The organism is Streptomyces sp. NBC_01689 (assembly GCF_036250675.1).
Lineage (GTDB): Bacteria > Actinomycetota > Actinomycetes > Streptomycetales > Streptomycetaceae > Streptomyces.
The window spans coordinates 4,016,180-4,039,433 of record NZ_CP109592.1 but is presented as its reverse complement, the minus strand read 5'-3'; the positions used below and the strand labels follow the sequence as shown (position 1 = coordinate 4,039,433).

Sequence of the window (23,254 nt, the reverse complement as noted above, 5' to 3'; positions counted from 1 at the left end):
ACGGACGTGGTGTCCGTACGCGGCCCGTCCGGGTCGTCCGGCCCGTCGGGCTACTTCGCGCGGTCGAAGTCGATCGCGCTGTACGCCCGCAGCTTGCTCAGCCGGTGCTGGGAGGTGATCTGGCGGACGGTGCCGGACTTGGAGCGCATGACGATCGACTCGGTCGTCGCCACCTCGGCGCGGTAGCGCACCCCGCGCAGCAGCTCGCCGTCGGTGATGCCGGTCGCGACGAAGAAGACGTTCTCGCCGGAGACCAGGTCGTCGGTGAACAGCACCCGGTCGAGGTCGTGACCCGCGTCGAGCGCGCGCTGCCGCTCGTCGTCGTCCTTGGGCCACAGCTTGCCCTGGATCGTGCCGCCCAGGCACTTCACCGCGCAGGCCGAGATGATGCCCTCGGGCGTCCCGCCGATGCCGAGCAGCAGGTCGATGCCGGTTCCCTCGCGGAGCGCGAGGATCGAGCCCGCGACGTCACCGTCGGAGATCAGCTTGATCCGGGCGCCGGTCTCGCGGATCTCCTTGATGATCCCCTCGTGGCGCGGCCGGTCGAGGATGACGACCGTGACGTCCTCGGGGGTGGAACGCTTGGCCTTGGCGACCCGGCGGATGTTCACCGACACGGGCGCGTTGATGTCGACGAAGTCGGCGGCCTCGGGGCCGGTGACCAGCTTGTCCATGTAGAAGACCGCGGACGGGTCGAACATGGTGCCGCGGTCCGCGGCTGCCAGCACGGCGATCGCGTTGGTCATGCCCTTGGCGGTCAGCGTGGTCCCGTCGATCGGGTCGACGGCGATGTCGCACTCGGGACCGGTGCCGTCGCCGACACGCTCCCCGTTGAAGAGCATCGGGGCCTCGTCCTTCTCACCTTCACCGATGACGACGACGCCGTTCATCGAGACGGTGGAGACGAGGGTCCGCATGGCGCGTACGGCGGCGCCGTCGGCGCCGATCTTGTCGCCGCGGCCGACCCAGCGGCCGGCGGCCATCGCGGCGGCCTCGGTGACCCGGACGAGTTCCAGGGCGAGATTTCGGTCGGGGGCCTCGGAGGGGACCTCGAGTTCGGACGGCAGATGATGCTCGGTCATCGGAGCGCACCTTTCTGATACGACGACGGCCGGATGAGGGTGTGTCCCGACTCTATCGCCAGGCCGACAGAATGAGCAGGGGGCCCCACGGATGAGCAGGCCAGGGCACCTGCGACGATAGGGGCGTGGCTGGTACGAAAGGCAAGCAGACGGTCCGGGACATGCTTCTCTCCCTGGGCCTGATCGGGATCATGGCGGGCGTCATCTACATCTTCATCCCGCACGACGACTCCGAGCCTCCCCTCAAGCGCGTCGACTACCGTGTCGAGCTGCTCACGGCGCGTCGCGCGGCGTCGTATCCGGTGGCGGCCCCCGAGGGGCTGCCCGGGACGTGGAAGGCGACGTCGGTGCGGTACGACGGCGCCGCGTTCGACGCCTGGCACCTGGGCTTCCACGATCCCGAAGGTCAGTACGTGGCGATCGAGCAGTCCACTCAGCGGGCGGCCGCGTTCATCGACTCGGCCAGCCAGGGCGCCGCGGCCACGAAGGCCACCGAGCGGATCGGCGACCGCACGTGGGAGCGGTACGAGGGCGACAAGTACGACGCCCTCGTGCTGCGGGGCAAGGGCTCGACGACGGTGGTGACCGGGACGGCGTCGTTCGGGCAGCTCGCCAGGATGGCCGGGGCGCTGAAGACGTCGTAGCCGGCCGCGTGCCCGGCTGCCGCGGACGAGGGTGCGCACGATCCGCACGGGCGTCTGCCGCGGGCGACCGTGCGTGTGCCGGGGTGCGTCGGCGCACCCCGGGAGAGCGTGTGCCCGGTCCGGCCGCGTGTTGCCGGTGGCAGACGGTGTGCCCGGTGGGCCGAGGGCCGCGGGCCGGGGTGCGTGCGGCCGCCGCGGCCGTGCGCCGCGGACATGGCACGCCTGATCCGGGCGGTGCGCCGCGGACGCGGACACGTCCGATCCGACCGCTGCGCCGCGCGCCGGGGCGCCGACGGGGCGCCCGCGCACTGACGGCCGGGCAAAGACGTTCCCCGGGTGGTGCGCCGGACCCGCCGACGCGACAGGCGCGTTCCCGCACACGGGAGCACCCTGGCGGACGTGCGGGGGCCGTCATCGTGCGGCCACCATCCTGGCGGCCTGCGGCCTGCGGCCTGCGGCCTGCGGCCTGCGGCCTGCGGCCTGCGGCCTGCGGCCTGCGGCCTGCGGCCTGCGGCCTGCGGCCTGCGGCCGAGCCGCCAGGTACCGTCGGCCGCCGATGGCCGACCGACGGAGAAAGGGCCCCCGGCGCCATTGACGGGGGCCCTTCTCGATGTCCGCGGGCGGACGGTCACCACGGTGCGGCCGTGGTGCCGCCGGCCGGGTCAGACGGTCGTGACGACCTGGTCGAAGTCCAGACGCGGGGAGCGCGGGAACCAGGCGTCCTCGCCCGGCTTGCCGATGTTGACGACCATCAGCGGGGTGTGGTCGTCGTCCAGGAACTCCTTCTGGACGCCCGCGAAGTCGAGGCCGGTCATCGGGCCGGCGGCGAGGCCGGCGGCGCGGATGCCGATGATGAAGTACGCGGCCTGCAGCGCGGCGTTCAGCGAGGCGGCACCCTCACGGGCCGGGCGCTCCGAGTAGAAGACGTCCTTGGCGGCCGGGAAGTGCGGGAAGAGGGTCGGGAGCTCCTCGTGGAACTCGTTGTCCGCGGAGAGGATCGCGACGAGGGGGGCGGTGGAGGTCTTCGGCTGGTTGCCCTCGGCCATGTGCTTCACGAGGCGCTCGCGCGCCTCGGTGGAGCGGACCAGGGTGATGCGCAGCGGCGACTGGTTGAAGGCGGTCGGGCCGTACTTGACCAGGTCGTAGATCGCCTGGACCTGCTCGTCGGTCACCGGCTCGTCGGTGAACGTGTTCGAGGTGCGGGCCTCACGGAACAGCAGGTCCTGGGCGGCGGGGTCAAGGACAAGAGACATGGGGGAAACCTTCTCGGGACGTGCGGTGGATCCATGGGATCGGTTGGCAGGAACGACAGTACCCGAGAAAATTTAAGCTTCAACCAAAAAATGCGCCGGGTGACCCGCTTCACAAGATCGGGAAACCCGGCGGACGGCCCGACGGCGTCACTCGGCGCCCGCGTCCACCTCCTTCGGACCCTCCTCCGCCAGGGCCGCGTCGAGCCGGGCCCTGGCGCCCTCCAGCCAGCGCCGGCACACCTTGGCCAGCTCCTCGCCGCGCTCCCAGAGGGCGAGCGACTCCTCCAGGGTCGTACCGCCCGCCTCCAGCCGGCGCACGACCTCGATCAGCTCGTCCCGCGCCTGCTCGTACCCGAGCGTTTCGTCCACCTTGCCGGTCATGCGCCCACCCTATGCATCCACTCGTACGGAGAATTCACCCTCGGCGACCCGCGCCCGCAGCGCCTCGCCCGCCGTCACCTCGTCCGGGTCCCGGACCACCTGCCCGTCGGCCCGCTGCAGCACCGCGTACCCCCGGTGGAGGGTCGCCGCCGGGGAGAGCGCCACCACGCGCGCGTGGGTGTGCGTCAGCTCGGAGTCCGCGCGGTCCAGGAGGTGGCGGAGCGTGCGCCGGCCGCGGTCGAGGAGCGACGCGACCTGCTCCGCGCGTTCGTCGACCATCCGGTGCGGGTCCTCTATCGAGGGCCGGGCCAGCGCGTGCGCGAGCCCGCGCTCCTCGCGCTCGACGAGGGAGCGGACGCTACGGCGCGCGCGGTCGCGCAGGAGCCGTACCCGCTCGTACTCCTCGCCCACGTCCGGTACGACCTTCTTGGCCGCGTCGGTCGGCGTGGAGGCCCGCAGGTCGGCCACCAGGTCCAGGAGAGGGGTGTCCGGCTCGTGCCCGATCGCCGAGACGACCGGCGTACGGCAGGCCGCGACCGCCCGGACGAGCTGCTCGTCCGAGAAGGGCAGCAGGTCCTCCACGCTGCCGCCGCCCCGCGCCACGACGATCACGTCCACGCCGTCGAGCGCGTCGAGCTCCTTCACGGCCTGCACGACCTGCGGCACCGCGTGCACCCCCTGGACGGGGACGTTGCGCACCTCGAAACGGACGGCGGGCCAGCGGTGCCGCGCGTTCTCCAGCACGTCCCGCTCGGCCGCGGAGGCCCGCCCGCACACCAGCCCGATGAGCTGGGGCAGGAACGGCAGCGGCTTCTTCCGCTCGGCCGCGAACAGCCCCTCCGCCGCCAAGGCCTTCTTCAACTGCTCAAGACGGGCCAGCAGTTCACCGACACCCACCGGCTTGATCTCGGTGGCGCGCAACGACAGCTGGCCGCGCGGCGCGTACCACTCCGGCCTGGCGAGGACGACGACGCGGGCGCCCTCGCTCACCACGTCCGACACGGCGTCGAACACCTGCCGGTAGCAGGTGACGCTCACCGAGATGTCGTGCGACGGGTCGCGCAGCGTCAGGAAGACGACACCCGCGCCGGGACGCCGCGACAACTGGGTGATCTGCCCCTCGACCCACACCGCGCCGAGCCGGTCGATCCATCCCCCGATGAGCCGGGACACCTCTCCGACGGGCAGCGGAGCGTCCGCGGACGTGTTCAGAGCCATGCGCCCGAGCGTAGTGGCAGGGTCCGACAACACGGCCGCGCGCACCGGAAGCCCTCGGTTCCGTCACCGGGGCCATCGGACCGACCGGCTCCATCGGCTCAACCGGCTCCACGGAGGAGGCGATCCACCGCCTGCCGGGTGCGGCCTTACGATGGGGTGCATGACTGCTTCGCCTGGCCGCCGTGTCCTGCTCGCCGCCCCCCGTGGCTACTGCGCGGGCGTGGACCGCGCCGTGATCGCCGTCGAGAAGGCCCTGGAGCAGTACGGGGCCCCGATCTACGTCCGCCACGAGATCGTCCACAACAAGTACGTCGTGCAGACCCTGGAGAAGAAGGGCGCGATCTTCGTCGAGCGGACGGCGGAGGTCCCCGAGGGGTCCATCGTCATGTTCTCCGCGCACGGCGTCGCCCCGGTCGTCCACGACGAGGCCGCCGCCGGCCGGCTCGCCACCATCGACGCGACCTGCCCCCTGGTCACCAAGGTGCACAAGGAAGCGGTCCGCTTCGCGAACGAGGACTTCGACATCCTGCTGATCGGGCACGAGGGCCACGAGGAGGTCATCGGCACCTCCGGCGAGGCCCCCGACCACATCACGCTCGTGGACGGCCCGGGCGACGTCGCCAAGGTCGAGGTCCGCGACCCGTCCAGGGTCGTCTGGCTCTCCCAGACCACGCTGTCGGTCGACGAGACCATGGAGACGGTCGACGCCCTCAAGGAGAAGTTCCCGCAGCTCATCTCCCCGCCCAGCGACGACATCTGCTACGCCACGCAGAACCGTCAGCTCGCCGTGAAGCAGATGGGCGAGGAGGCCGACCTCGTCATCGTGGTCGGCTCGAAGAACTCCTCGAACTCCGTCCGCCTCGTCGAGGTGGCCAAGCTGGCGGGTGCCCGCGACGCGCACCTCGTGGACTTCGCCGACGAGATCGACGAGGGCTGGCTGGACGGAGTGACGACCGTCGGTGTCACCTCCGGCGCCTCCGTCCCCGAGGTCCTGGTCGAGCAGGTCCTGGAATGGCTCTCCACCCGCGGTTTCGAGGACGTGGAGATCGTCAAGGCGGCCGAGGAGTCCATCACCTTCTCGCTGCCGAAGGAGCTCCGCCGCGACCTGCGCGCGGAGGCGGCGGCCCTGGTGGAGCAGCGGACGAGCGGCGTGTCCGGTTCCTCCGTGACGTCCGCTGCGTCCGGTACTTCCGAGAAGTGACTGTCAGTCGTACGACGTAACGTAGGGCCATGCAGATCTTCGGTGTGGACATCGGCGGATCCGGGATCAAGGGCGCCCCTGTGGACCTGGACCGCGGCGATTTGACGGAGGAGCGCCACAAAGTGCTCACTCCGCATCCGGCGACGCCCGACGCGGTGGCGGACGGCGTGAAAGAGGTCGTCGGGCACTTCGGCTGGACAGGGCCCGTCGGTATCACCTTCCCCGGCGTGGTCGCCGACGGCGCCACCATCCGCACGGCGGCGAACGTCGACAAGGCCTGGGTCGACACCGACGCGCGGGCCCTGCTGGGCGAGCGGCTGGGCGGCCTCCCGGTGACGGTGCTGAACGACGCCGACGCGGCGGGCGTCGCCGAGATGCAGTTCGGTGCCGGCCGCGACCGGCGGGGCACGGTCCTGCTGCTCACCTTCGGCACGGGTATCGGCAGCGCGCTCTTCATCGACGGCGAGCTGGTCCCCAACACGGAACTGGGCCACCTGGAGCTGGGTGGTCACGACGCGGAGAAGCGTGCCTCCACCAAGGCCAAGGAGGACCACGAGCTGACCTGGGAGCACTGGGCCCGGCGGGTCACGAAGTACCTCGCCCATGTGGAGATGCTGTTCTCCCCCGAGCTGTTCATCATCGGCGGCGGCGTCAGCCGCAAGGCGGACAGGTTCCTCCCCCTGATCGAGGGCATCAAGGCGGAGATCGTCCCGGCCCAGCTGCAGAACAACGCGGGAATCGTGGGCGCGGCGATGAGAGCGGCGAAGACGGCGTCGTAGGTCCGTGCGCCGGAGGCGGGGGACGGCGCCCTTCGGCGGGCCCGCCCTCCGCACCCGGCTCCTAGCCGAGCTGCCCGGCCGACCGCGCCGGAGGGGTGGTCGGTCCGCCGCCCCGAGGGGTCCCGGCGGCCTGGCTCCGCCGCTGCGCGGCCCGGCGGGTCATCTGCCGCGCTTTGCGGACGGTCGAGATGACACCGGCGATCAGCGTCCCCCCGTACAGCCAGCCCGCCTGTGTGGCCAGCGCGGTGACGAGCTCCATGAGGCGCCCGCTGAGCCCGCCGCCCCCGCCGGCGAGCGGCAGCAGCCCGAACGCGAACGCGATCGGCACCACCACGGGCGCGCTCACGAGGTCACCGCGTCGTACCCAGAGCGCGGTCAGCGCGGAGACGGGCAGGAACAGCACGCCGTACACGGCGGGCGACGCCCCGAACAGCAACTCGTCGAGACAGGCCAGGAGGAACATCGACGCACCGCAGAACAGCCCGCCGCCGAGTCCGGTCAGCCGGGGGTTCGGCAGCCGCCGCCCCCCGCGTGCGGGCAGCGGCGCGGGCCGTCGTGCGGGTGCCCCGCCCTTCTGTACGCCGACGGACGCGCCCCGCCCCGCCTGGGCGGGAAGAGGCGCGTCGCGTCGCGGCCGGTACTGGGGAGGACGCGTCCTGTGTTGCTCCACTGGACCAACTTAGGTCGGTTTATGTGTGGAACAGGTCCTCAGACACGCCGATGAACGGACCTTGGCCATGCGTTCGACAGGTCGCCGGTAGGGGAGCGGGCACGCCGTAGACTGGTGGATCGGCCCGAGCAGTCCAAGGGGCCCTTCGCCCATCCTCACGTACGGGAAGTCGCAACGTGTCGCTCACGATCGGAATCGTCGGTCTGCCCAATGTCGGCAAGTCGACCCTGTTCAACGCCCTGACCAAGAACGACGTGCTCGCGGCCAACTACCCGTTCGCCACGATCGAGCCCAACGTCGGCGTGGTCGGTGTCCCCGACGCCCGGCTGACCAGACTGGCCGAGATCTTCGCCTCGCAGCGCGTCCTGCCGGCCACGGTGGACTTCGTCGACATCGCGGGCATCGTGAAGGGCGCCTCCGAGGGTGAGGGCCTGGGCAACAAGTTCCTCGCGAACATCCGCGAGTCGGACGCCATCTGCCAGGTCATCCGTGCCTTCAAGGACGAGAACGTCGTGCACGTCGACGGCAAGGTCTCGCCCAAGGACGACATCGAGACGATCAACACCGAGCTGATCCTCGCGGACCTCCAGACGATCGAGAAGGTCCTGCCGCGCCTCCAGAAGGAGTCGCGCATCAAGAAGGACATCGCTCCCAAGGTCGCGGCGGTCGAGGCGGCGAAGGAGATCCTGGAGAAGGGCGACACCCTCTTCTCCCAGGGCATCGTCCAGGGCTCCGGCAACGAGGAGCTGCTGCACGACCTGCACCTGCTCACCACCAAGCCGTTCCTCTACGTCTTCAACGTCGACGAGGACGAGCTGGTCGACGAGGACTTCAAGACCGAGCAGCGGGCCCTGGTCGCCCCCGCCGAGGCGATCTTCCTCAACGCCAAGCTGGAGCAGGACCTCGCCGAGCTCGACGAGGAGGACGCGATGGAGCTCCTGGAGTCCGTCGGCGCCGAGGAGCCCGGCCTCGCCACCCTGGCCCGCGTCGGCTTCGACACCCTCGGCCTGCAGACCTACCTGACGGCAGGCCCCAAGGAATCCCGCGCCTGGACCATCAAGAAGGGCGCGACGGCCCCCGAGGCGGCCGGCGTGATCCACACGGACTTCCAGAAGGGCTTCATCAAGGCCGAGGTGATCTCCTTCGGAGACCTCGTCGAGACCGGCTCGGTCGCCGAGGCCCGCGCGAAGGGCAAGGCCCGCATGGAGGGCAAGGACTACGTGATGCAGGACGGGGACGTGGTGGAGTTCCGGTTCAACGTGTAGCCGTACACCTACTGCGTGTGAGGTATTGGGTCAAACGTACGTGTCGGAAGGGGTCGGGCTCTGACGAGCCCGACCCCTTCGTCGTCCCCGTGCTGGACGGGCGCTGGATGTTCTGACGTGTGGTCAGCGGGGGTCGGGTGCCGTGAACGGTGGACCGGTGCCCCACATGAACGACCCAGACCACCAGTTCCCCGTTGTCGATCGTGCAGACGACGCGGTGGTCGCCAACCCGTGCCGAGTGCCCCGTGTGTACACGACGGCTGGGGGAACGGCGGGCTGGCATCCTTCGTTTCGCCCCCGGTGAGATCGGCGAGTACCCGGAGCGGGCGGAGGGTTCTCGGTCCCGTCCGGTGCGTTCTCGGCGGGCTCGGCGGGGTCGGCGTCGGCGGTGGGAGGATGCGGGGAGGTCGTGAGAGGGGCGGGAGACGTGGGGCGTGGGGAGCGGGACACGGTCGCGAGGGGAGCGCGACTGTACGAGGCGGCGCAGGCGCTCGGCGCGGACCACGGGAAGGCCGTGGAGGCGGTACGCGCGGCGCTCGCGCCGATCCACGCCGCGGCGGTCAGGCGGGAGCTGGACGCCATCCCCGTCGCCCGGCTCCAGGACGTCACCGAAGGGCGGCTGCGGCTGGGCAGCGTCGAGAAGAGCGGACTGCGCACGCTCGGCAGCGTTCTGGATGCGGGCCCCTACCGGCTGCGGCAGATTCCCGGTGTCGGGCAGCGCACCGTCGACCAGATGCTCGCCGCGGCCCGCCGGCTCTCCGAGGCCGTCCACGAGACCGTGGCCGTCCACATCGACGTTGACCGGCCGGATCCGGCCACCACCGCGCTCGTCATGGCCCTGCACGTCCTGGTGGAGGCCGGACCGGACGCCCGGCGCGCGGTCGACCGGGCCGCCGCCCTGTCGCTACGGCTCGGTCCGTTGCTCGCGGAGGCCCGGCCCGCCGCGGGACGCATCCGGATGCTCCTGGCCGGCCGGGAGAAGAAGGCCCGCGCCGTGGCGGCCGTCACCGAGGTCCGGTCGCTGGTGGACGAGGCGGAACGGGCGGGCCTGCCCGAGCTGTTCGCGCAGGCGTCGGTGGACCTGCTCCGGGGGCCGTCGTCCGACCTCGCGGCCCGGGTGGACTTCGAGCTGAGGTCCGCCGAGTACTACAGCCTGCTCGCCGAGATCTCCGGACGGCTGCCCGACGCGGCCGCGTCCGAGGGCTTCCTGCCGGACGAGATCGCCGAGCGGGTACGGGCCCAGGACCTCGACGACACGCACCGGCGGGTCTCCCTGCGCGGGTACCAGGCGTTCGGCGCGCGGTTCGCGCTCGCGCAGCGCAAGGTGATACTCGGCGACGAGATGGGGCTGGGCAAGACCATCCAGGCGATCGCCGTGATGGCACACCTGGCCGCCGGGGGGCAGACCCATTTCATGGTCGTCTGCCCGGCGAGCGTCCTCGTCAACTGGACCCGGGAGATCGAGGCCCGCAGCGCCCTGCGGGTCACGGTGCTCCACGGCCCCGACCGGCACTACGCGTTCGCCGACTGGGAGGGGCGGGGCGGTGTCGTGGTGACCACGTTCGACGCACTGCGCGGATTTCCCGCGCCGGACGGCGGCCGGGTCGGGCTGCTCGTGGTCGACGAGGCGCACTCCGTGAAGAACCCGGCGGCCAAGCGGTCCCAGGCGGTCGCCCAGTGGGCGGACCGCTGCGAGCGCACCCTCTTCATGACCGGAACCCCGATGGAGAACAGGGTCGTCGAGTTCCGCAACCTGGTCCGGATGCTCGACGGCGGCATCGCCGAGTCCCTCGGCGAAAGGGACGCACTGGCCGGATCGGTCGCCTTCCGCAAGGCCGTGGCCCCGGTCTACCTGCGGCGCAACCAGGAGGACGTGCTGACGGAACTCCCGAGTCTCCAGCGGACCGACGAGTGGGAGGAGTTGAGCGCCTCGGACGAGGAGGCCTACCGCGAGGCCGTGGGCGCGGGCAATTTCATGGCGATGCGCAGGGCCGCGTACGCGCGTCCCGAGAAGTCGGCCAAGCTGGACCGGCTCCGGGAGATCGTCCGAGAGGCCGGCGAGAACGGGCAGAAGACGGTGGTCTTCTCCTACTTCAAGGACGTCCTGCGCGTGGTGGAGGAAGCGCTCGCGGCCATGGACAGCGACGGCATCGCCGTGTTCGGTCCGCTCACCGGAGGCGTCCCGGCGGGACGGCGGCAGCAGATCGTCGACGACTTCGCCGGAGCCCCGGGTCCCGCGGTGCTCCTGGCGCAGATCCAGGCCGCGGGCGTCGGCCTCAACATGCAGGCCGCCTCCGTGGTCGTCATCTGCGAACCCCAGATCAAGCCGACCATCGAACACCAGGCCGTGGCCCGGGCCCACCGGATGGGCCAGGTCAGACCGGTCCGCGTGTACCGCCTCCTGGCCACCGGCGGTGTGGACGAACGCCTGGTGCGGATGCTGGAGGCCAAGACCCGCCTGTTCGACGCCTACGCCCGCCGCAGCGCGGTGGCCGAAGCCACCCCGGACGCGGTCGACGTGTCGGACACCGAACTGGCACGGCGGATCGTCGAGGAGGAACAGGCACGCCTGGGCATGTCGGACGAGAGGCTCACGGCCGCCGAGTGAACGCCGGGGCGTACGGGGTGAGGGAGCGCGAGCCGGCCCCCTGCGGTCACCTGGACCCGAACCCCCGGTGGCCGTGACGGCCCCGACCGCCCGGTCACCACGCCCCGGTCACCACGCCCCTGCGAGCCCCGTCTTCGCCCCTGCCCCGCACAGCGGTACCACCGCCGACCGGGTGCCGAGGACGCCCTCGCGCACGGCCGCCCAGCAGGCCACGCCCGTCGACTCGACGTACAGGCCCTGCGACGCCAGGTCTCGTTGCGCGTGGCGGATGCTGTCCTCCGTCACGGTCAGGAAGGTGCCGCCGGAGTCGCGGACGGCACGCAGGATCTGACGGGCCCGCGGGGGACGCGGTACGGCGATGCCCTCGGCGACGGTGGGCGCCGTCGGGACGGCGTCCAGGAGGTCGTCCGCGCCCTCCTCCCAGGCGCGCGCCAGCGGGGCCACGGCGGCGGCCTGGACCGCGTACAGCGCGGGGCGCCGGTCGATGAGCCCCGCACCGTGCAGCTCGGCGACGGCGAGCGCGGCGCCGAGGAGCAGCGTCCCGTTGCCGACCGGGACGACGAGGACGTCGGGGAGGCGTCCGCCGAGGTCCTCCCAGAGCTCGTGCACATACGTCTTCGTACCGTGCAGGAAGTACGGGTTGTACACGTGCGAGGCGTAGAAGGTGCCGGGCTCGTCCGCGGCCTCGCGCGCCGCACGGGCCGCCGCCTCCCGGTCCCCGTCCACGATCCGCGGCCGCGCGCCGTGCGCCTCGATCTGCTCCAGCTTCTTCGGTGACGTGCCCGCGGGGACGTACACCGTGCAGGGCAGCCCCGCCCGCGCGCAGTAGGCGGCGATCGCCGTCCCCGCGTTGCCGCTGCTGTCCGCGAGCACCCGCCGGGGCTCCAGCCGCAGCGCCAGTTCGGCGAGCAGGACGGCGCCGCGGTCCTTGAACGACAGCGTCGGCATCAGGAAGTCCAGCTTCGCCGAGACGCCCTCGCGCAGCGTCACGAGGGGAGTGCGGCCCTCGCCCAGACTGACGGTGGGCGCGGCCAGCGGCAGGCACTCCGTGTACCGCCACAGCGAGTTCACCCGCCCGGTCAGGGACTTGAGCGACGCGGGGGTCGGGGAGAAGTCCAGGTCGAGCGGGCCGCGACAGACGGGGCAGCACCAGTCGAGCGAACCGCCGGGGACGCGCGTGCCGTCCGTCGGGCAGAAACAATCCGGCAGAGCTGTCATGTGCGCAGGTTATGCGCGCGGGACGGCCGGTCGCCGCAGGGCTCCCGCACCGTTCCGATTCCCGCCTTCGTGAGACCAGTCGGGAACGCGCCCCGGCCGGGATCGGGTTTCCGGCGGGGAAACGCGCCCCCTGCCGCGATGGGGTCCCTCGCCGCGATCGGGTCCCGGACGGCAACGGACGTGCGGGCGGCGACGGATCCCCGTCCGAGCCGGCCCGTGCGCCGGTGTCACCCTTCCGCCCGTCCCGCCTCCTCACCGAACCCGTCCTCTCCGAACCCGTCCTCCTCCCAGCCGTACCCGTCCCCCTCCGCGAACGGCTCCGGGTCGCCGACCCACCCGGCCGCGAGGACCAGGCGGGAGGTGCGGTGCAGGGCGAGGAAACCGAAGGGGCGGTCGAGAACGGCCTCGACGGTGGTGGTGACGTACCGCAGGTCGGGCAGGCCCGCCGCCATCATGGAGACCGCTGTCGCGGCGGCGGCGCGGAAGCCGAGGGCGCCGAAGGCCGCGGTGGCGGACTGCCGGGCCGACCCCACGGCCAGCGGTCCGCGGCTGATCCCCGGGAAGTGCCCGTGCCGGGAGTCGCTCGCCGAACCGAGCCCGAACAGCTCGGGCGAACGGAGGAGATCGTGGTCCGCGGCGAGGTCGAAGGCCACGGTCGTGACCTCCAGGGACGGCGGCCGCGGCACCGTGGACCGCTCGCGCACCACCCGTAGACCGGGGCCCGCCTCCCCGTACGGCAGCTCGTGCCCGGGAACGGTCCTGAACCGGCGCGCCAGGACGTCCACGCCCGCGCCGAGGACCTGACCCGGGCTCATCCGCTCCTCCCCGAGCAGGAGATGGACGTCGACGCCGGTGGTGCCGAGGACCTTCAGCTCGGTGACGGCGCCGTGCGGTGTGTCGGCCACACCGACCCGGTCCAGGAGCGCGGTGCCGCGGTACAGCCCCCGCAGCGTCCGGCCCTGCCACGGGCCGGTGTGGGGCTCCACGACGCCGTCGGTGAACGGCCGGAACCATTCGGTGCGCAGGGCGAACGCGCTCGCAAGTACCAGTTCGGTGTCCTTGGTGAGGCCGAGCGGCAGCCGGGGTATCCGCCCGTCCGTCCGCTTCCGCACCCAGGCGTCCAGCGCCGCCGTGTCCGTCTCGGGCTGTCCGGTGAGCGCGCCGTGCGCCTCCACCGGCAGGCCCGCCTCCCACTCCTCCCGCGGCTCCAGGGTCCGCGCGGTCCACAGCCCGAGCGCCGGGTCGAGGCCACGCGTCGCCCGCAGCGCGCCCAGCAACTCGCGTCCCGCGGCCGCCGCTTCACCGGCCGGCAGCCCCAGGGCGTCCGCCAGCTCCGTGCGGGCCGCGCCGCCCGCTCCGTCCGCGAGGAAGGCCAGCAGCGGCCAGACCCCGGCCGCCGAGAAGACCGTTCCGCCGGACATCGTCCCCGCCCAACGGGCCGTCAGCCCGTTGACCGCTCGGACCGTCGTGTTCGTGATCCGCATTCCGCCCCTGCCCCCGCCCCGCTTACGATGCGCCCAGCCGTACATCGGTCATGTGTTCCCCGGCGCCGGTGCCGGGACGGTCCGCGTCACCGGTGCCGTCGGTGACCACGGTGCCATCGGTGGCAGCGGCTGTTCACGCCATTTCCCGCGCCGGCGCCGCACGGCCTCCCCGGTCGGCCCCCCGACCCCGTCCCGCCCCGCCCCCGTCCCGTCCCGCACAAGGAGCGACACAACCCGTGGCCATACCCCCGCCGCCCGGGCCCCACCAGCCCGAGGGCCCCTACCCGCCGCCGGGTCAGGGCCCGTACCCACCGCCGGGCCAGGGGCCGTACCAGCAGTACCCGCCTCCCTTCCCCCAGGAGCCGTACCAGACCTGGGGCCAGGGCTACTCCCCGTACAACCGCCCCGCGCCGGTCAACGGGCTCGCGATCTCCGCCCTGGTGCTCGGCATCCTCTGCTTCCTGCCCGCCGTCGGTCTGGTCCTCGGGATCGTCGCCCTGGTGCAGATCAGGAAGCGGGGCGAGCGGGGCAGGGCGATGGCGGTGACCGGCATGGTGATGTCCGCGCTCGGCCTCGCGCTGCTCGTGCTCGCCCTCGCCACGGACGGCCCGCGCGACTTCTGGGACGGCGTCGAGCACGGCGCGGGCGGCTCGACGGGCAACGCCTTCTCCCTCAGGAAGGGCGACTGCTTCGACGCTCCGGGCGGCACCCTGGAAGGGGTGGCGTCCGACGTGGACAAGGTGCCGTGCGCCGGCCGGCACGACGCCGAGGTGTTCGCGGACTTCCGGATGAGCGGCCGGGAGTACCCGGGGGACAGCGCGGTCGTCGACGCAGCCGACACCAGGTGCTACGCGCTCCGGTCCTCGTACGCGATGGACGCCTGGGCCGTCCCGGACGACGTCGACGTGTACTACTTCACGCCCACCCGGGAGAGCTGGACCGTCGGCGACCGCACCGTCACCTGCATGTTCGGGAACACGGACGGCAAGAGCGGCCTGACGGGGTCGTTGCGCAAGGACGGCCTGACGATGAACGCCGATCAGACGGCGTATCTGCGCGCGGCCGACGTCCTGAACCGGGCGATGGACACGGCGCCGGACAAGGAGTATGTCGAGGACGACCTGCCCGGGCACAAGGCGTGGGCGGGCCGGGTCTCCGACGCGCTCGACAAACAGGCGCACCTGCTGCGCGGCCATGGCTGGTTCCCCGCCGCCGAGAAGCCCGTAGCGGCCCTCGTCGAGGACATCGAGGCGTCCCGCGAGGAGTGGACGAAGGCGGCTGCCGCGCCCGACGCGGGCACCTTCTACGCCCACTACGAGAAGGGCCTGAAACTCATCGACCCGACGAGGACGGTCACGGCACGCAAAGTTCTGGGGCTGGCCACCACTCCGCCGTCCGACGGTGCGAACGGGGGCGGACAGGGGGACGAGTCGGGCGGAGGCGGTGCCGAGGTGTGACACGGGCTACAACGGGGAGAAAGTGCCTGGGTAAAGCCCTCGGCAGTGATGAGTAATCACATCGAGTGATTCTCTGGCCTTCGCTTGCATGGCACAACCCACGGTTGCCAGGCTGTTGCTGTCTGTACAATCTGATGGGAGCGGCCAGTGACATTCGGTGAACAGCCGGCGTACCTGCGCGTCGCGGGTGATCTCCGCAAGAAGATCGTCGACGGTTCACTGCCACCGCACACCCGCCTCCCGTCGCAGGCCAGAATCCGCGAGGAGTACGGAGTCTCGGACACGGTCGCGCTGGAGGCGCGCAAGGTGCTGATGGCGGAGGGCCTGGTCGAGGGGCGCTCGGGCTCGGGGACGTACGTACGGGAGCGTCCGGTGCCGCGCCGGGTCTCCCGGTCCGGCTACCGGCCGGACAGCGGCGCCACCCCGTTCCGGCAGGAGCAGGCCGACATGGCCGTCCGCGGCACCTGGGAGTCGCGCAGCGAACAGGCCGAGGCGAGCGGGGCGATCGCGGAGCGGCTCGCGATCCCGCCCGGCGACCGCGTCATGTGCACGAAGTACGTGTTCCGGGACGCGGGCGAGGCCATGATGCTGTCCACGTCCTGGGAGCCCCTCGCGGTGACGGGCCGGACGCCGGTGATGCTCCCCGAGGAGGGCCCGCTCGGCGGCATGGGCGTCGTGGAGCGGATGGCGGCGATCGACGTGATCGTGGACAACGTCACGGAGGAAGTGGGCGCCCGCCCCGGTCTCGCCGAGGAACTCCTCGCGCTGGGCGGGGTGCCGGGGCATGTGGTCGTCGTCATCCAGCGCACGTACTTCGCCTCGGGGCGGCCGGTCGAGACGGCGGACATCGTCGTACCGGCGGACCGCTACCGCGTCGCGTACCACCTGCCGGTGAAGTAGCCGGGTCCGGGCCCGCGGTCCCCTCCGCCGGCCCGGTCACCGTCTCGGTCCCCGCGCCGGTCCGGCTCCCCCGGCAGCGGTCGCGGAAGCGGGTCGCGGCCCCGCCCTCGTCGTCCTCGTCGTCCTCCAGCCCTCGCCGCGCCCCCGTCGCCGCACCCGGCGCCGTCCTCCTCGCCGCCCTCGCCGCCCTCGCTGTCCCGTTCCCGCCGCCGTTCCCTTCGCCAAGTGGCCTGTGGACGGCGCCGGTTGGAATCTGGCCTTTCTCAAGTGCCGTACCCGGGGCGGCGTTCGCGCTGTCCGACGGGCGCGCGAAGGGCGGTCGACGGCGCACCCGCAGGCTCACGCCCCCTCCGTACTGGCCGGTTGCGTACCTCTTTGTGAAAAGCCGTATTCGCTGCGTGAAGGTTAGGCGTAGGCTCGGGCATATGCGGAGTGCGGTTTCGTTCGAGTGCGGATTATGGCGCCGGCCGGGGGCGAGAGGTGGAGGGGTTCGATGAACGACAGCACGATCACTCTTCCCTGGCTCGTCATACGGCAGGACGACAACGGCAACCGCTATCGCGTCGGTAGGTACGCGACCCGGGCCGAGGCCCAGAAGATCGCGGACAGCCTCGACGACCGCGGGCACAAACAGCTCTACTGGGTCGAGCGGATCGGGCAGAACGGGACCAGGTGACATCCCCCGTCCCGGCGGTGTTCCACGCCGCCCGGGGCCGGCGCGCGCTGCCGTAGGCTCCGGCGCATGGACGAGACGATCGTGGTCGTGGGGGCGGCCCTGCTGCGCGACGGACGCCTCCTCGCCGCCCGCCGCAGCGCGCCCCCCGAACTGGCCGGACGGTGGGAACTGCCCGGCGGCAAGGTCGAACCGGGCGAGGCTCCGGAGGCCGCGCTCGTGCGCGAACTGCGCGAGGAACTCGGCGTCGCGGCGGAGGCCGTGGAGCGCGTCCCGGGGGAGTGGCCCCTGCGGGCGCCGTACGTGCTCCGCGTGTGGACCGCGCGGCTGCTCCCCGGCTCCGGCGACCCCGAGCCCCTTGAGGACCACGACGCGCTGCGCTGGCTGACCCCGGACGAGATCTGGGACGTGGACTGGCTCGACCAGGACGTCCCCGCGGTGAAGGCCGCACTGCCCCACTGGATCACCCCCGCCGGGGGCGATCGCCGCGCCGGCCGCCGACGGTAGGTCCCCGTCCTCCCGGCGTCCTCCCGACGCCCGCCGCCGTGCGGCGGCGGGCGAGGGGCACGGGAGCCGGGGGCGCACGAGCCGCCTTGATCAGTTGGGGTTCCGTACGCCGTTTGTGCCACAGTGCTCCTGCCCGCGCGGTAAGCCACCGCGGATATCGGGTATGTGCCCATTAACCCCACGAAACCGGACAAGCGTGGGTTCCTGTCCTGGGAAGTGATCGGCGTGATCGACACCGTAGGCGACTGCGCCGAGTGGACCTTTCCCGCGGAGCCGGGTGCCGTCCGCACGGCCCGCGCGGTCGTCCGCGGACAGCTGCGCACGTGGGAGCTCGACGTCCTCGGTGATGTGACCGCGCTCCTGGTCAGCGAGCTGGTGACCAACTCCCTGCGCTACGCCACGGGACCCATCGGGGTTCGCCTCGTCAGACCCGCGGACGTGCCGGACGCCCTCGTGGTCGAGGTGTCCGACCCGCTGCCCGACCCGCCGCGGGAGCGCGCCGCCGGCGCCGACGACGAGAGCGGGCGCGGTCTGCAGCTGGTGGCCGGTTCCTCCCGCCGCTGGGGCACCCGCCCGGGAGGTACCGGCAAGACGGTCTGGTTCGAGCTCGCGGTCCCCGGCTGATCCCGCCCCCCGGTGGACGCTGCCGGGTGAACGCGGCCCCGGCGAACCGATCCCGGGGAACCGGCCCCGCACGCCGTGGCCTGCGCGCATGGGCCGCGGGCCGAGTGCCGCCGCCGTACCGCCGTACCCGCCTGCGGTCGTGCCCGGGAGGCCGTGCCCGGCTGAGGGGGCGTCGGAAACGCCGCGGGAGCCTGTCGGCCGTCCGTCCGAGCCGCCGTGCGCCGTCCGTCCGGGGCCCCGTCGGTCGTCCGTCTGAGGGTCCGTCGGACGGGGGACGCGGCAGCCGATCGATTCGCGCCACGCACCTTGTCCGGAGTCTTTGATTCGATGGGGCGCCACCTGGTTAGAAGACTGGGAGTATGTCGCGGCCGGTCCAAAAACCATCGGGACCGTGCTGTGATCGTGAACACCGTGTTGTGCGGCGCCGTAGTGCTGGATACTGCGGGCAGCCGCCCCCGGTGACCGGTGCCGGGCGCGGTGAGCTGGAGGGGACGGTTCGCGTGAGCGAGATACCAGCGAAGGCCACGGAGTCGGATGACCCGTCGGACGGCGCGAGGGCTGAGGCCGCGGGCGATTCCGCCATGGCCGGGGCCTCGCGCGACACGGGTGACGGCGGCCCGGGCGACGGCGTGACGGACGACACGGCGCGCGGTGCGTCGGGCGGCACCGCCGGTGCGGCCGCGGGCGACGCCCCGGCCGGGACACCCGTCCCGGCGACGTCCGGGACGTCCGTCGAGGTGCCGGTCGAGGCACCCGTCGAGCCCCCGGCCGAGGCGGCCGGCGACGTGGTGTGGCAGAGCAGTCCACCCGGCTCCATGTACGACTACATCAAGGTCGCCTCGTTCTCCATCGGTGCCGACGGACTGGTCGACCAGTGGAGTCTGCGCGCCGAGCAGCTCTTCGGGATATCCGCGGAACGCGCCGTGGGCATGGACCCCATCGAGGCCTTCGTCTCCGCCGACCGGCGCGAGTTCGGGCAGCGCAAGATGGCGGAGATCCTGGACGGCCGCGAGTGGACCGGCGTGGTCCCCTTCCGGCTGCCGCCCTCGGACACCGGCGACGAGGGCGCGGAAGGCCTCGCCGAGGTCTATGTGATGCCCACCACGACCGAGGACGGCGAACGGGCGGCCGTCTGCATCGTCGTGGACGTCCGGACCCTGCGCCGGATCGAGACGGACCTCGCCGCCTCGCAGGCGATTTTCGGTCAATCTCCGTTCGGGTTCCTCCTGATCGACAACGAGCTCCGGGTCCGCCGCGCCAACCAGCGGTTCGCCTCGGTGTTCGGCGGCGACGTCGACGCCCACCGGGGCCGCACCGTCCACGACTACCTCCCGCGCTCCGAGGCCGAGCGCGTCGCCGCGACCCTGCGGCGGGTCCTGGAGACCGGCGACTCCATCACGGACATGCACGTCGCCGGGTTCGTGCCCGGCTCCGAGGAACGCCGTCACTGGTCGGTCAACCTCTACCGCGTCCACAGCGGCAGCGGCCGCCCCATCGGCATCGCCTGGCTCGGAACCGACATCACCAGCCGTCGGGCCGCGGCACGTGAAGCCGCCGCCGCACGCCGCAACCTCGCCCTCCTGAACGAGGCGGGCGCCCGCATCGGCAACTCCCTCGACCTGGAGACCACCGCCCGCGAGCTGCTGGACGTCGTCGTGCCCGGCTTCTGCGACCTCGCGACCGTCGACCTCTACCAGGGACTGCTGGCCGGGGACGAGACCCCGCCCGGGTTCGCCGACGGCAGCGCGGAGCTGCGCCGGGTCGCCTTCGCCAGCGCCGTCTCCGACGCGCCGTTCGTCGGCGGACCCGCCCCGGTCGCCGTCGGGGCCGTCCACCACTTCCCGTTCAACTCGGCCTGCGCGGACGCCCTGCGCACCGCCCGCCCGCAGCACGTCCCCGCAGAGGAGGGCGGGCTCATCCAGTCCACGCTCGCCGTGCCGATGGTCGCGCACGACACCGTCGTGGGACTCGCGCAGTTCTCCCGCACGAAGGGCAGCGAGCCGTTCGGCGACCGCGACCGGTCCCTCGCGGTGGAGCTCGCGGCACGCGCCGCGGTCTGTATCGACAACGCCCGCCTGTACCGCCGCGAACACGAACGCGCCCTGATCCTGCAGCGCTCCCTGCTGCCGCCGGGCGACCCCGAGGCCTCCGGACTCGACATCGCCTGCCGCTATCTGCCCGGCAACGCGGCCACCGAGGTCGGCGGCGACTGGTTCGACGTCATCGAACTCCCCGGCCACCGGACCGCGTTGGTGGTCGGGGATGTGATGGGCCGCGGGCTGCGCGCCGCCGTCGCGATGGGTGAACTCCGCACGGCCGTCCGCACCCTGGCGCTCCTCGACCTCGAACCCGCCGAGGTCCTCTCGGCGTTGGACGAGATCGCCCGTGGGCTGGGCACCCCCGGCGGTGTCCAGCAGGCGACCCGCGCGGCCCGCCAGCCCCGCGACGCCGACCTCTCCGAGGTGTATCTCGCGACCTGTGTGTACGCGGTCTACGACTCCGTGACCCGCAGGATCACCTTCGCCAACGCCGGCCATCTGCCGCCCGTCCTGGTGGAGCCCGGCGAGAGCGCGCTGATGCTCGACGTGCCGCCGGGCATGCCGCTGGGCGTGGGCGGCGAGCCCTTCGAGGAGGTCGAGGTCGAACTGCCCGAAGGCGCCCTCCTCGCGCTCTACACGGATGGACTGGTCGAATCGCGCGACCATCCCCTCGACGAGGGTCTGCAGGCCTTCGTCGGGGCGCTGACCGACCCCGCCCGCCCCCTGGAGGACGTCTGCGACCACGTCCTCAACACCCTCGACACCCATCACGGCGAGGACGACATCGCGCTGCTGATGGCACGCGTCCAGGGGCTGCCCGCCGATTCCGTCGGCGACTGGACCCTGCCGCGTGAACCGCGCAGCGTCGGCCGGGCCCGCGAGTACGCCCGTACCCGGCTCACCGCCTGGAATCTCGAACCGCTCGTCGACACCACCGAGTTGCTGGTCAGCGAGCTGGTGACGAACGCCCTGCGCTACGGCGAGGGGGAGATCCGGCTGCGGCTGCTGCTCGACCGGACGCTCGTCTGCGAGGTGTGGGACGCGGGCCTCGTGCAGCCGCGCCGCCGCCGCGCCCGGGACACCGACGAGGGCGGCCGGGGACTGCAGCTCGTCGGCCTGCTCTCCGCAGCCTGGGGCTCACGACGCACACCGCGCGGCAAGACGGTCTGGTTCGAACTGCCCCTCCCGGACGGCGGGACGACGCTCACGGACCCGGCGGAGGCGTTGCTGAGCCTGTTCTGACCGCTGCCGGTACGGCCGCCGCCCGCCTGTAGCGGGTGCGCGGCCCTCCGAAGCTCGCGACACCGAGCGAATCCGCGGCCGCGGTACGGGACGCGCCGTCACCGGAGGCGCCCCCGCTGGACGCGGAGCCCGGCGCCGGACCCCCGTTCGCGACCGGTCGCACCTCCCGCGCCGGGCTTCCGTCCCCTACCGGGTCGCCGTCCGGCCGCGGGCCGCCGTCCGCCGCCGGGGTCCCCTCGGGGACCAGGCCCCCGCACAGGATGCCGCCGAGCACGGCGCCGCCGACCCCGTCGGCCTCCGGCCCGGCGTACGGGTTGCCGTACGTCCGTACGTCCCGCTCCGCGAGCTGCCGGGCCTCGCGGGCGAGGACGTCCGCGCGCTGCACGTCGGCGACGGTGGGCGGCGAGCCCGCGAGACGGCGCCGCGCCTCCGCCAGCAGGGCCCTGGCCCCGACGCCCACCACCGCACGGTGCGTCGTCACGAAGTCGTCCGCCGAAGTGACGGCACCGCGGGCCGGCACAAGCGCCTCGTCGCGCAGGAACGGGCCGTCCTCCTCGTCCCGGGCGAGGGCCGGGGTGCCGACGAGGGCGGCGGTGGCCCTCAGGACCCGGCGCAGGGCGTCGAGGGGGTCGTACGGGCCGTCCGCCGCGGACCGGCGCACGTCCGCGACCACCGAGGCGGTGTGCGCGACGCGGCCGGACAGCGCACCGCCGACGGCACCCGCCGGAACCGTCCGGGCCCGTGCGAGACAGGCGTCCGCGCGGGCCAGCGCGGCGGGCAACCGGTCCTCCGCGACGACGAGTTCGTCGGCCAGCCGGTCGACACCGGCCAGCAGGACGTCCACCTGGCCGATGGCCCCCTCGGCGGCTCGCAGACACGCGACGGCCCGCGCGGCCTCGGCCCGGTCGAGCGCCTGCCGGGCCCGGTTGAGGTGGGTCGTGGCGAACACGAGCCGGTCCTTCGCCTGTTCGACGTGTCCGGCCACGGGCAGGTACACCGACGGCGCGTACCGCTCGTGGAGTCCCGCGAGCGTCGTCCGCGTGGCGGGCGTGCGCCCGGCGAGCTCCCGGAACCGGGCCTCCGCCGACGCGAGCGCGGCGGGCGTGTCCCGCTCCAGGGCGCGCAGCAGGTCGAACCCCGGCGCCTCCGCGTCCAGCCGCCGCCCCGCCTCCGCGCAGCGGGCGCGGATCTCCTCCAGCGTGAGCCGGCGGGCCTCCTCGTCGTCCGGTGCGATGGCGTCCGATCGCTGCCACAGCCGGAAGGCCACCGCCAGTTCCGCGCGCGCGAACTCCACCGCCTCCGCGTAGGGTTCGGCCGCCTCCGGGCCGAACAGGGCCGCCACGGAGTCGAGTTCCTCGGCACTGGTGCGCACACAGTCGTCGGTGCCGACGAGCGACTGCCCGGCGAGCCGGTCGAGTTCGGCGAGCGGCACGGTTCCCGGGACTGCTCTGCCGGGGGTCGTACGGGTCCGCGCGCGCCGTGTCCGGCGTACGGACGCGTACGCGGCCAGCGAGCCCGCGACGAGCACCGCGGCGACGGGCAGCACCAGGTCGTCCGCGGAGGTGCCGCCCCGCTGCCCGGACGCCGCCGACACCTCCTCGACGGCCTGCCCCTTCCCCTGCCACTCCGGGGACCGTCCGTCCCCCGGCCGGGCGACGGGCAGCAGCAGCCACCCCAGCGCCATCAGCCCCCCGAGCACGGTGTGCGTCACCCGCACGGCTATGGAGGACGTGGCTCGGCGCGACCGGGTCCGGCTCAGGGGCGACGTCACATTTGGGAGCGTATGACCGCTCGCCCGAGGGCGCGACCGGGGTGCACCGAGCCGGGCGCGCCTAAGGTACGGGGGATACGGGGGCATACGGAGGGGGCGCGGGGGATGGACACGGAGCGGACGGAACCGGGGACGGGACGGCCCGGGGAACCGGGCACGAAGGCACCGGCACCGGCTCCGCCGCCGGCCGAACCGGACCGACCGGGGGCCCCGGACCCGCGGACCGGAGCCCCGGACA

The 23,254-nt window shown here is 72.9% G+C and carries 19 protein-coding genes and 1 pseudogene; 11 read left to right on the top strand and 9 right to left on the bottom strand.

All coding sequences use genetic code 11. The annotated features are described in order from the left end of the window. Window positions 1-50: 50 nt before the first annotated feature. The gene (gene glpX, locus OG776_RS17005; RefSeq protein ID WP_148010270.1) at window positions 51-1,082 is read right to left on the bottom strand and encodes a class II fructose-bisphosphatase; all 1,032 of its coding nucleotides are present in this window, start codon (window positions 1,080-1,082) and stop codon (window positions 51-53) included. Window positions 1,083-1,207: 125 nt separating this feature from the next. Here glpX and OG776_RS17000 point away from each other — a divergent pair, with 125 nt between their 5' ends. Further along, window positions 1,208-1,726, top strand: coding sequence for a DUF4245 domain-containing protein (locus OG776_RS17000; protein WP_148010271.1), 519 nt, complete (start codon window positions 1,208-1,210; stop codon window positions 1,724-1,726). 662 nt (window positions 1,727-2,388) lie between these two features. Here OG776_RS17000 and OG776_RS16995 read toward each other — a convergent pair. The 3 genes from OG776_RS16995 to xseA all read right to left on the bottom strand — a co-directional run bounded on the left by OG776_RS16995 (window position 2,389) and on the right by xseA (window position 4,578). Continuing rightward, window positions 2,389-2,979 (bottom strand): malonic semialdehyde reductase, encoded by a 591-nt coding sequence (locus tag OG776_RS16995; protein ID WP_148010272.1) that lies wholly within the window; start codon window positions 2,977-2,979, stop codon window positions 2,389-2,391. 147 nt (window positions 2,980-3,126) lie between these two features. Further along, a complete protein-coding gene (locus OG776_RS16990) occupies window positions 3,127-3,360 on the bottom strand; it encodes an exodeoxyribonuclease VII small subunit (RefSeq protein WP_329326454.1) in 234 nt (77 codons plus the stop codon). A gap of 9 nt (window positions 3,361-3,369) precedes the next feature. Beyond that, a complete protein-coding gene (gene xseA, locus OG776_RS16985) occupies window positions 3,370-4,578 on the bottom strand; it encodes an exodeoxyribonuclease VII large subunit (RefSeq protein WP_148010274.1) in 1,209 nt (402 codons plus the stop codon). 151 nt (window positions 4,579-4,729) lie between these two features. On the opposite strand from xseA, the gene OG776_RS16980 reads away from it, so the two are divergent. After that, window positions 4,730-5,779, top strand: a complete 1,050-nt coding sequence (locus OG776_RS16980; protein ID WP_148010275.1) for a 4-hydroxy-3-methylbut-2-enyl diphosphate reductase — start codon at window positions 4,730-4,732, stop codon at window positions 5,777-5,779. A gap of 29 nt (window positions 5,780-5,808) precedes the next feature. Next, window positions 5,809-6,558, top strand: coding sequence for a polyphosphate--glucose phosphotransferase (gene ppgK, locus OG776_RS16975; RefSeq protein ID WP_148010276.1), 750 nt, complete (start codon window positions 5,809-5,811; stop codon window positions 6,556-6,558). A 61-nt stretch (window positions 6,559-6,619) separates the two neighbouring features. On the opposite strand, the gene OG776_RS16970 is transcribed toward ppgK, so the two are convergent. Continuing rightward, entirely contained in the window at window positions 6,620-7,228 is a 609-nt protein-coding gene (locus tag OG776_RS16970) for a DUF6542 domain-containing protein (RefSeq protein ID WP_261994625.1), read from the bottom strand. A 176-nt stretch (window positions 7,229-7,404) separates the two neighbouring features. On the opposite strand from OG776_RS16970, the gene ychF reads away from it, so the two are divergent. Further along, window positions 7,405-8,493: a redox-regulated ATPase YchF gene (gene ychF, locus OG776_RS16965; RefSeq protein ID WP_148010277.1), complete on the top strand. Its 1,089-nt coding sequence runs from the start codon at window positions 7,405-7,407 to the stop codon at window positions 8,491-8,493. A gap of 136 nt (window positions 8,494-8,629) precedes the next feature. Here ychF and OG776_RS16960 read toward each other — a convergent pair. Further along, window positions 8,630-8,776, bottom strand: a pseudogene (locus OG776_RS16960) (type II toxin-antitoxin system RelE family toxin); the annotation flags it as partial. Between the two features lie 144 nt (window positions 8,777-8,920). On the opposite strand from OG776_RS16960, the gene OG776_RS16955 reads away from it, so the two are divergent. Continuing rightward, a complete protein-coding gene (locus OG776_RS16955) occupies window positions 8,921-11,101 on the top strand; it encodes a DEAD/DEAH box helicase (protein ID WP_187286102.1) in 2,181 nt (726 codons plus the stop codon). A gap of 108 nt (window positions 11,102-11,209) precedes the next feature. Here OG776_RS16955 and OG776_RS16950 read toward each other — a convergent pair whose 3' ends face one another. Both OG776_RS16950 and OG776_RS16945 read right to left on the bottom strand, forming a co-directional pair. Continuing rightward, a complete protein-coding gene (locus tag OG776_RS16950) occupies window positions 11,210-12,319 on the bottom strand; it encodes a pyridoxal-phosphate dependent enzyme (protein WP_148014709.1) in 1,110 nt (369 codons plus the stop codon). Window positions 12,320-12,546: 227 nt separating this feature from the next. Beyond that, a complete protein-coding gene (locus tag OG776_RS16945) occupies window positions 12,547-13,803 on the bottom strand; it encodes a serpin family protein (protein ID WP_329321433.1) in 1,257 nt (418 codons plus the stop codon). 236 nt (window positions 13,804-14,039) lie between these two features. Between OG776_RS16945 and OG776_RS16940 the strand changes: the two genes are divergently transcribed. The 6 genes from OG776_RS16940 (at window position 14,040) to OG776_RS16915 (ending at window position 21,245) form a co-directional block, all read left to right on the top strand. Then, window positions 14,040-15,260, top strand: a complete 1,221-nt coding sequence (locus tag OG776_RS16940) for a DUF4190 domain-containing protein (RefSeq protein ID WP_329321431.1) — start codon at window positions 14,040-14,042, stop codon at window positions 15,258-15,260. Window positions 15,261-15,407: 147 nt separating this feature from the next. Next, window positions 15,408-16,160, top strand: a complete 753-nt coding sequence (locus OG776_RS16935) for a GntR family transcriptional regulator (protein WP_148010278.1) — start codon at window positions 15,408-15,410, stop codon at window positions 16,158-16,160. Window positions 16,161-16,653: 493 nt separating this feature from the next. Continuing rightward, window positions 16,654-16,836 (top strand): SPOR domain-containing protein, encoded by a 183-nt coding sequence (locus OG776_RS16930; RefSeq protein WP_148010279.1) that lies wholly within the window; start codon window positions 16,654-16,656, stop codon window positions 16,834-16,836. Window positions 16,837-16,902: 66 nt separating this feature from the next. After that, the gene (locus OG776_RS16925; RefSeq protein ID WP_148010280.1) at window positions 16,903-17,340 is read left to right on the top strand and encodes a (deoxy)nucleoside triphosphate pyrophosphohydrolase; all 438 of its coding nucleotides are present in this window, start codon (window positions 16,903-16,905) and stop codon (window positions 17,338-17,340) included. Window positions 17,341-17,556: 216 nt separating this feature from the next. Beyond that, window positions 17,557-17,964 carry an ATP-binding protein gene (locus OG776_RS16920; RefSeq protein WP_148011028.1) on the top strand — a complete coding sequence of 136 codons (408 nt, stop codon included), beginning with the start codon at window positions 17,557-17,559 and terminating at the stop codon, window positions 17,962-17,964. Between the two features lie 500 nt (window positions 17,965-18,464). Next, window positions 18,465-21,245, top strand: coding sequence for a SpoIIE family protein phosphatase (locus OG776_RS16915; RefSeq protein ID WP_329321428.1), 2,781 nt, complete (start codon window positions 18,465-18,467; stop codon window positions 21,243-21,245). Here the strand turns inward: OG776_RS16915 and OG776_RS16910 are convergent. After that, the gene (locus OG776_RS16910; protein WP_329321426.1) at window positions 21,208-23,016 is read right to left on the bottom strand and encodes a hypothetical protein; all 1,809 of its coding nucleotides are present in this window, start codon (window positions 23,014-23,016) and stop codon (window positions 21,208-21,210) included. The two genes, OG776_RS16915 and OG776_RS16910, sit on opposite strands and share 38 nt — an antisense overlap. Between the last annotated feature and the right edge of the window lie 238 nt (window positions 23,017-23,254).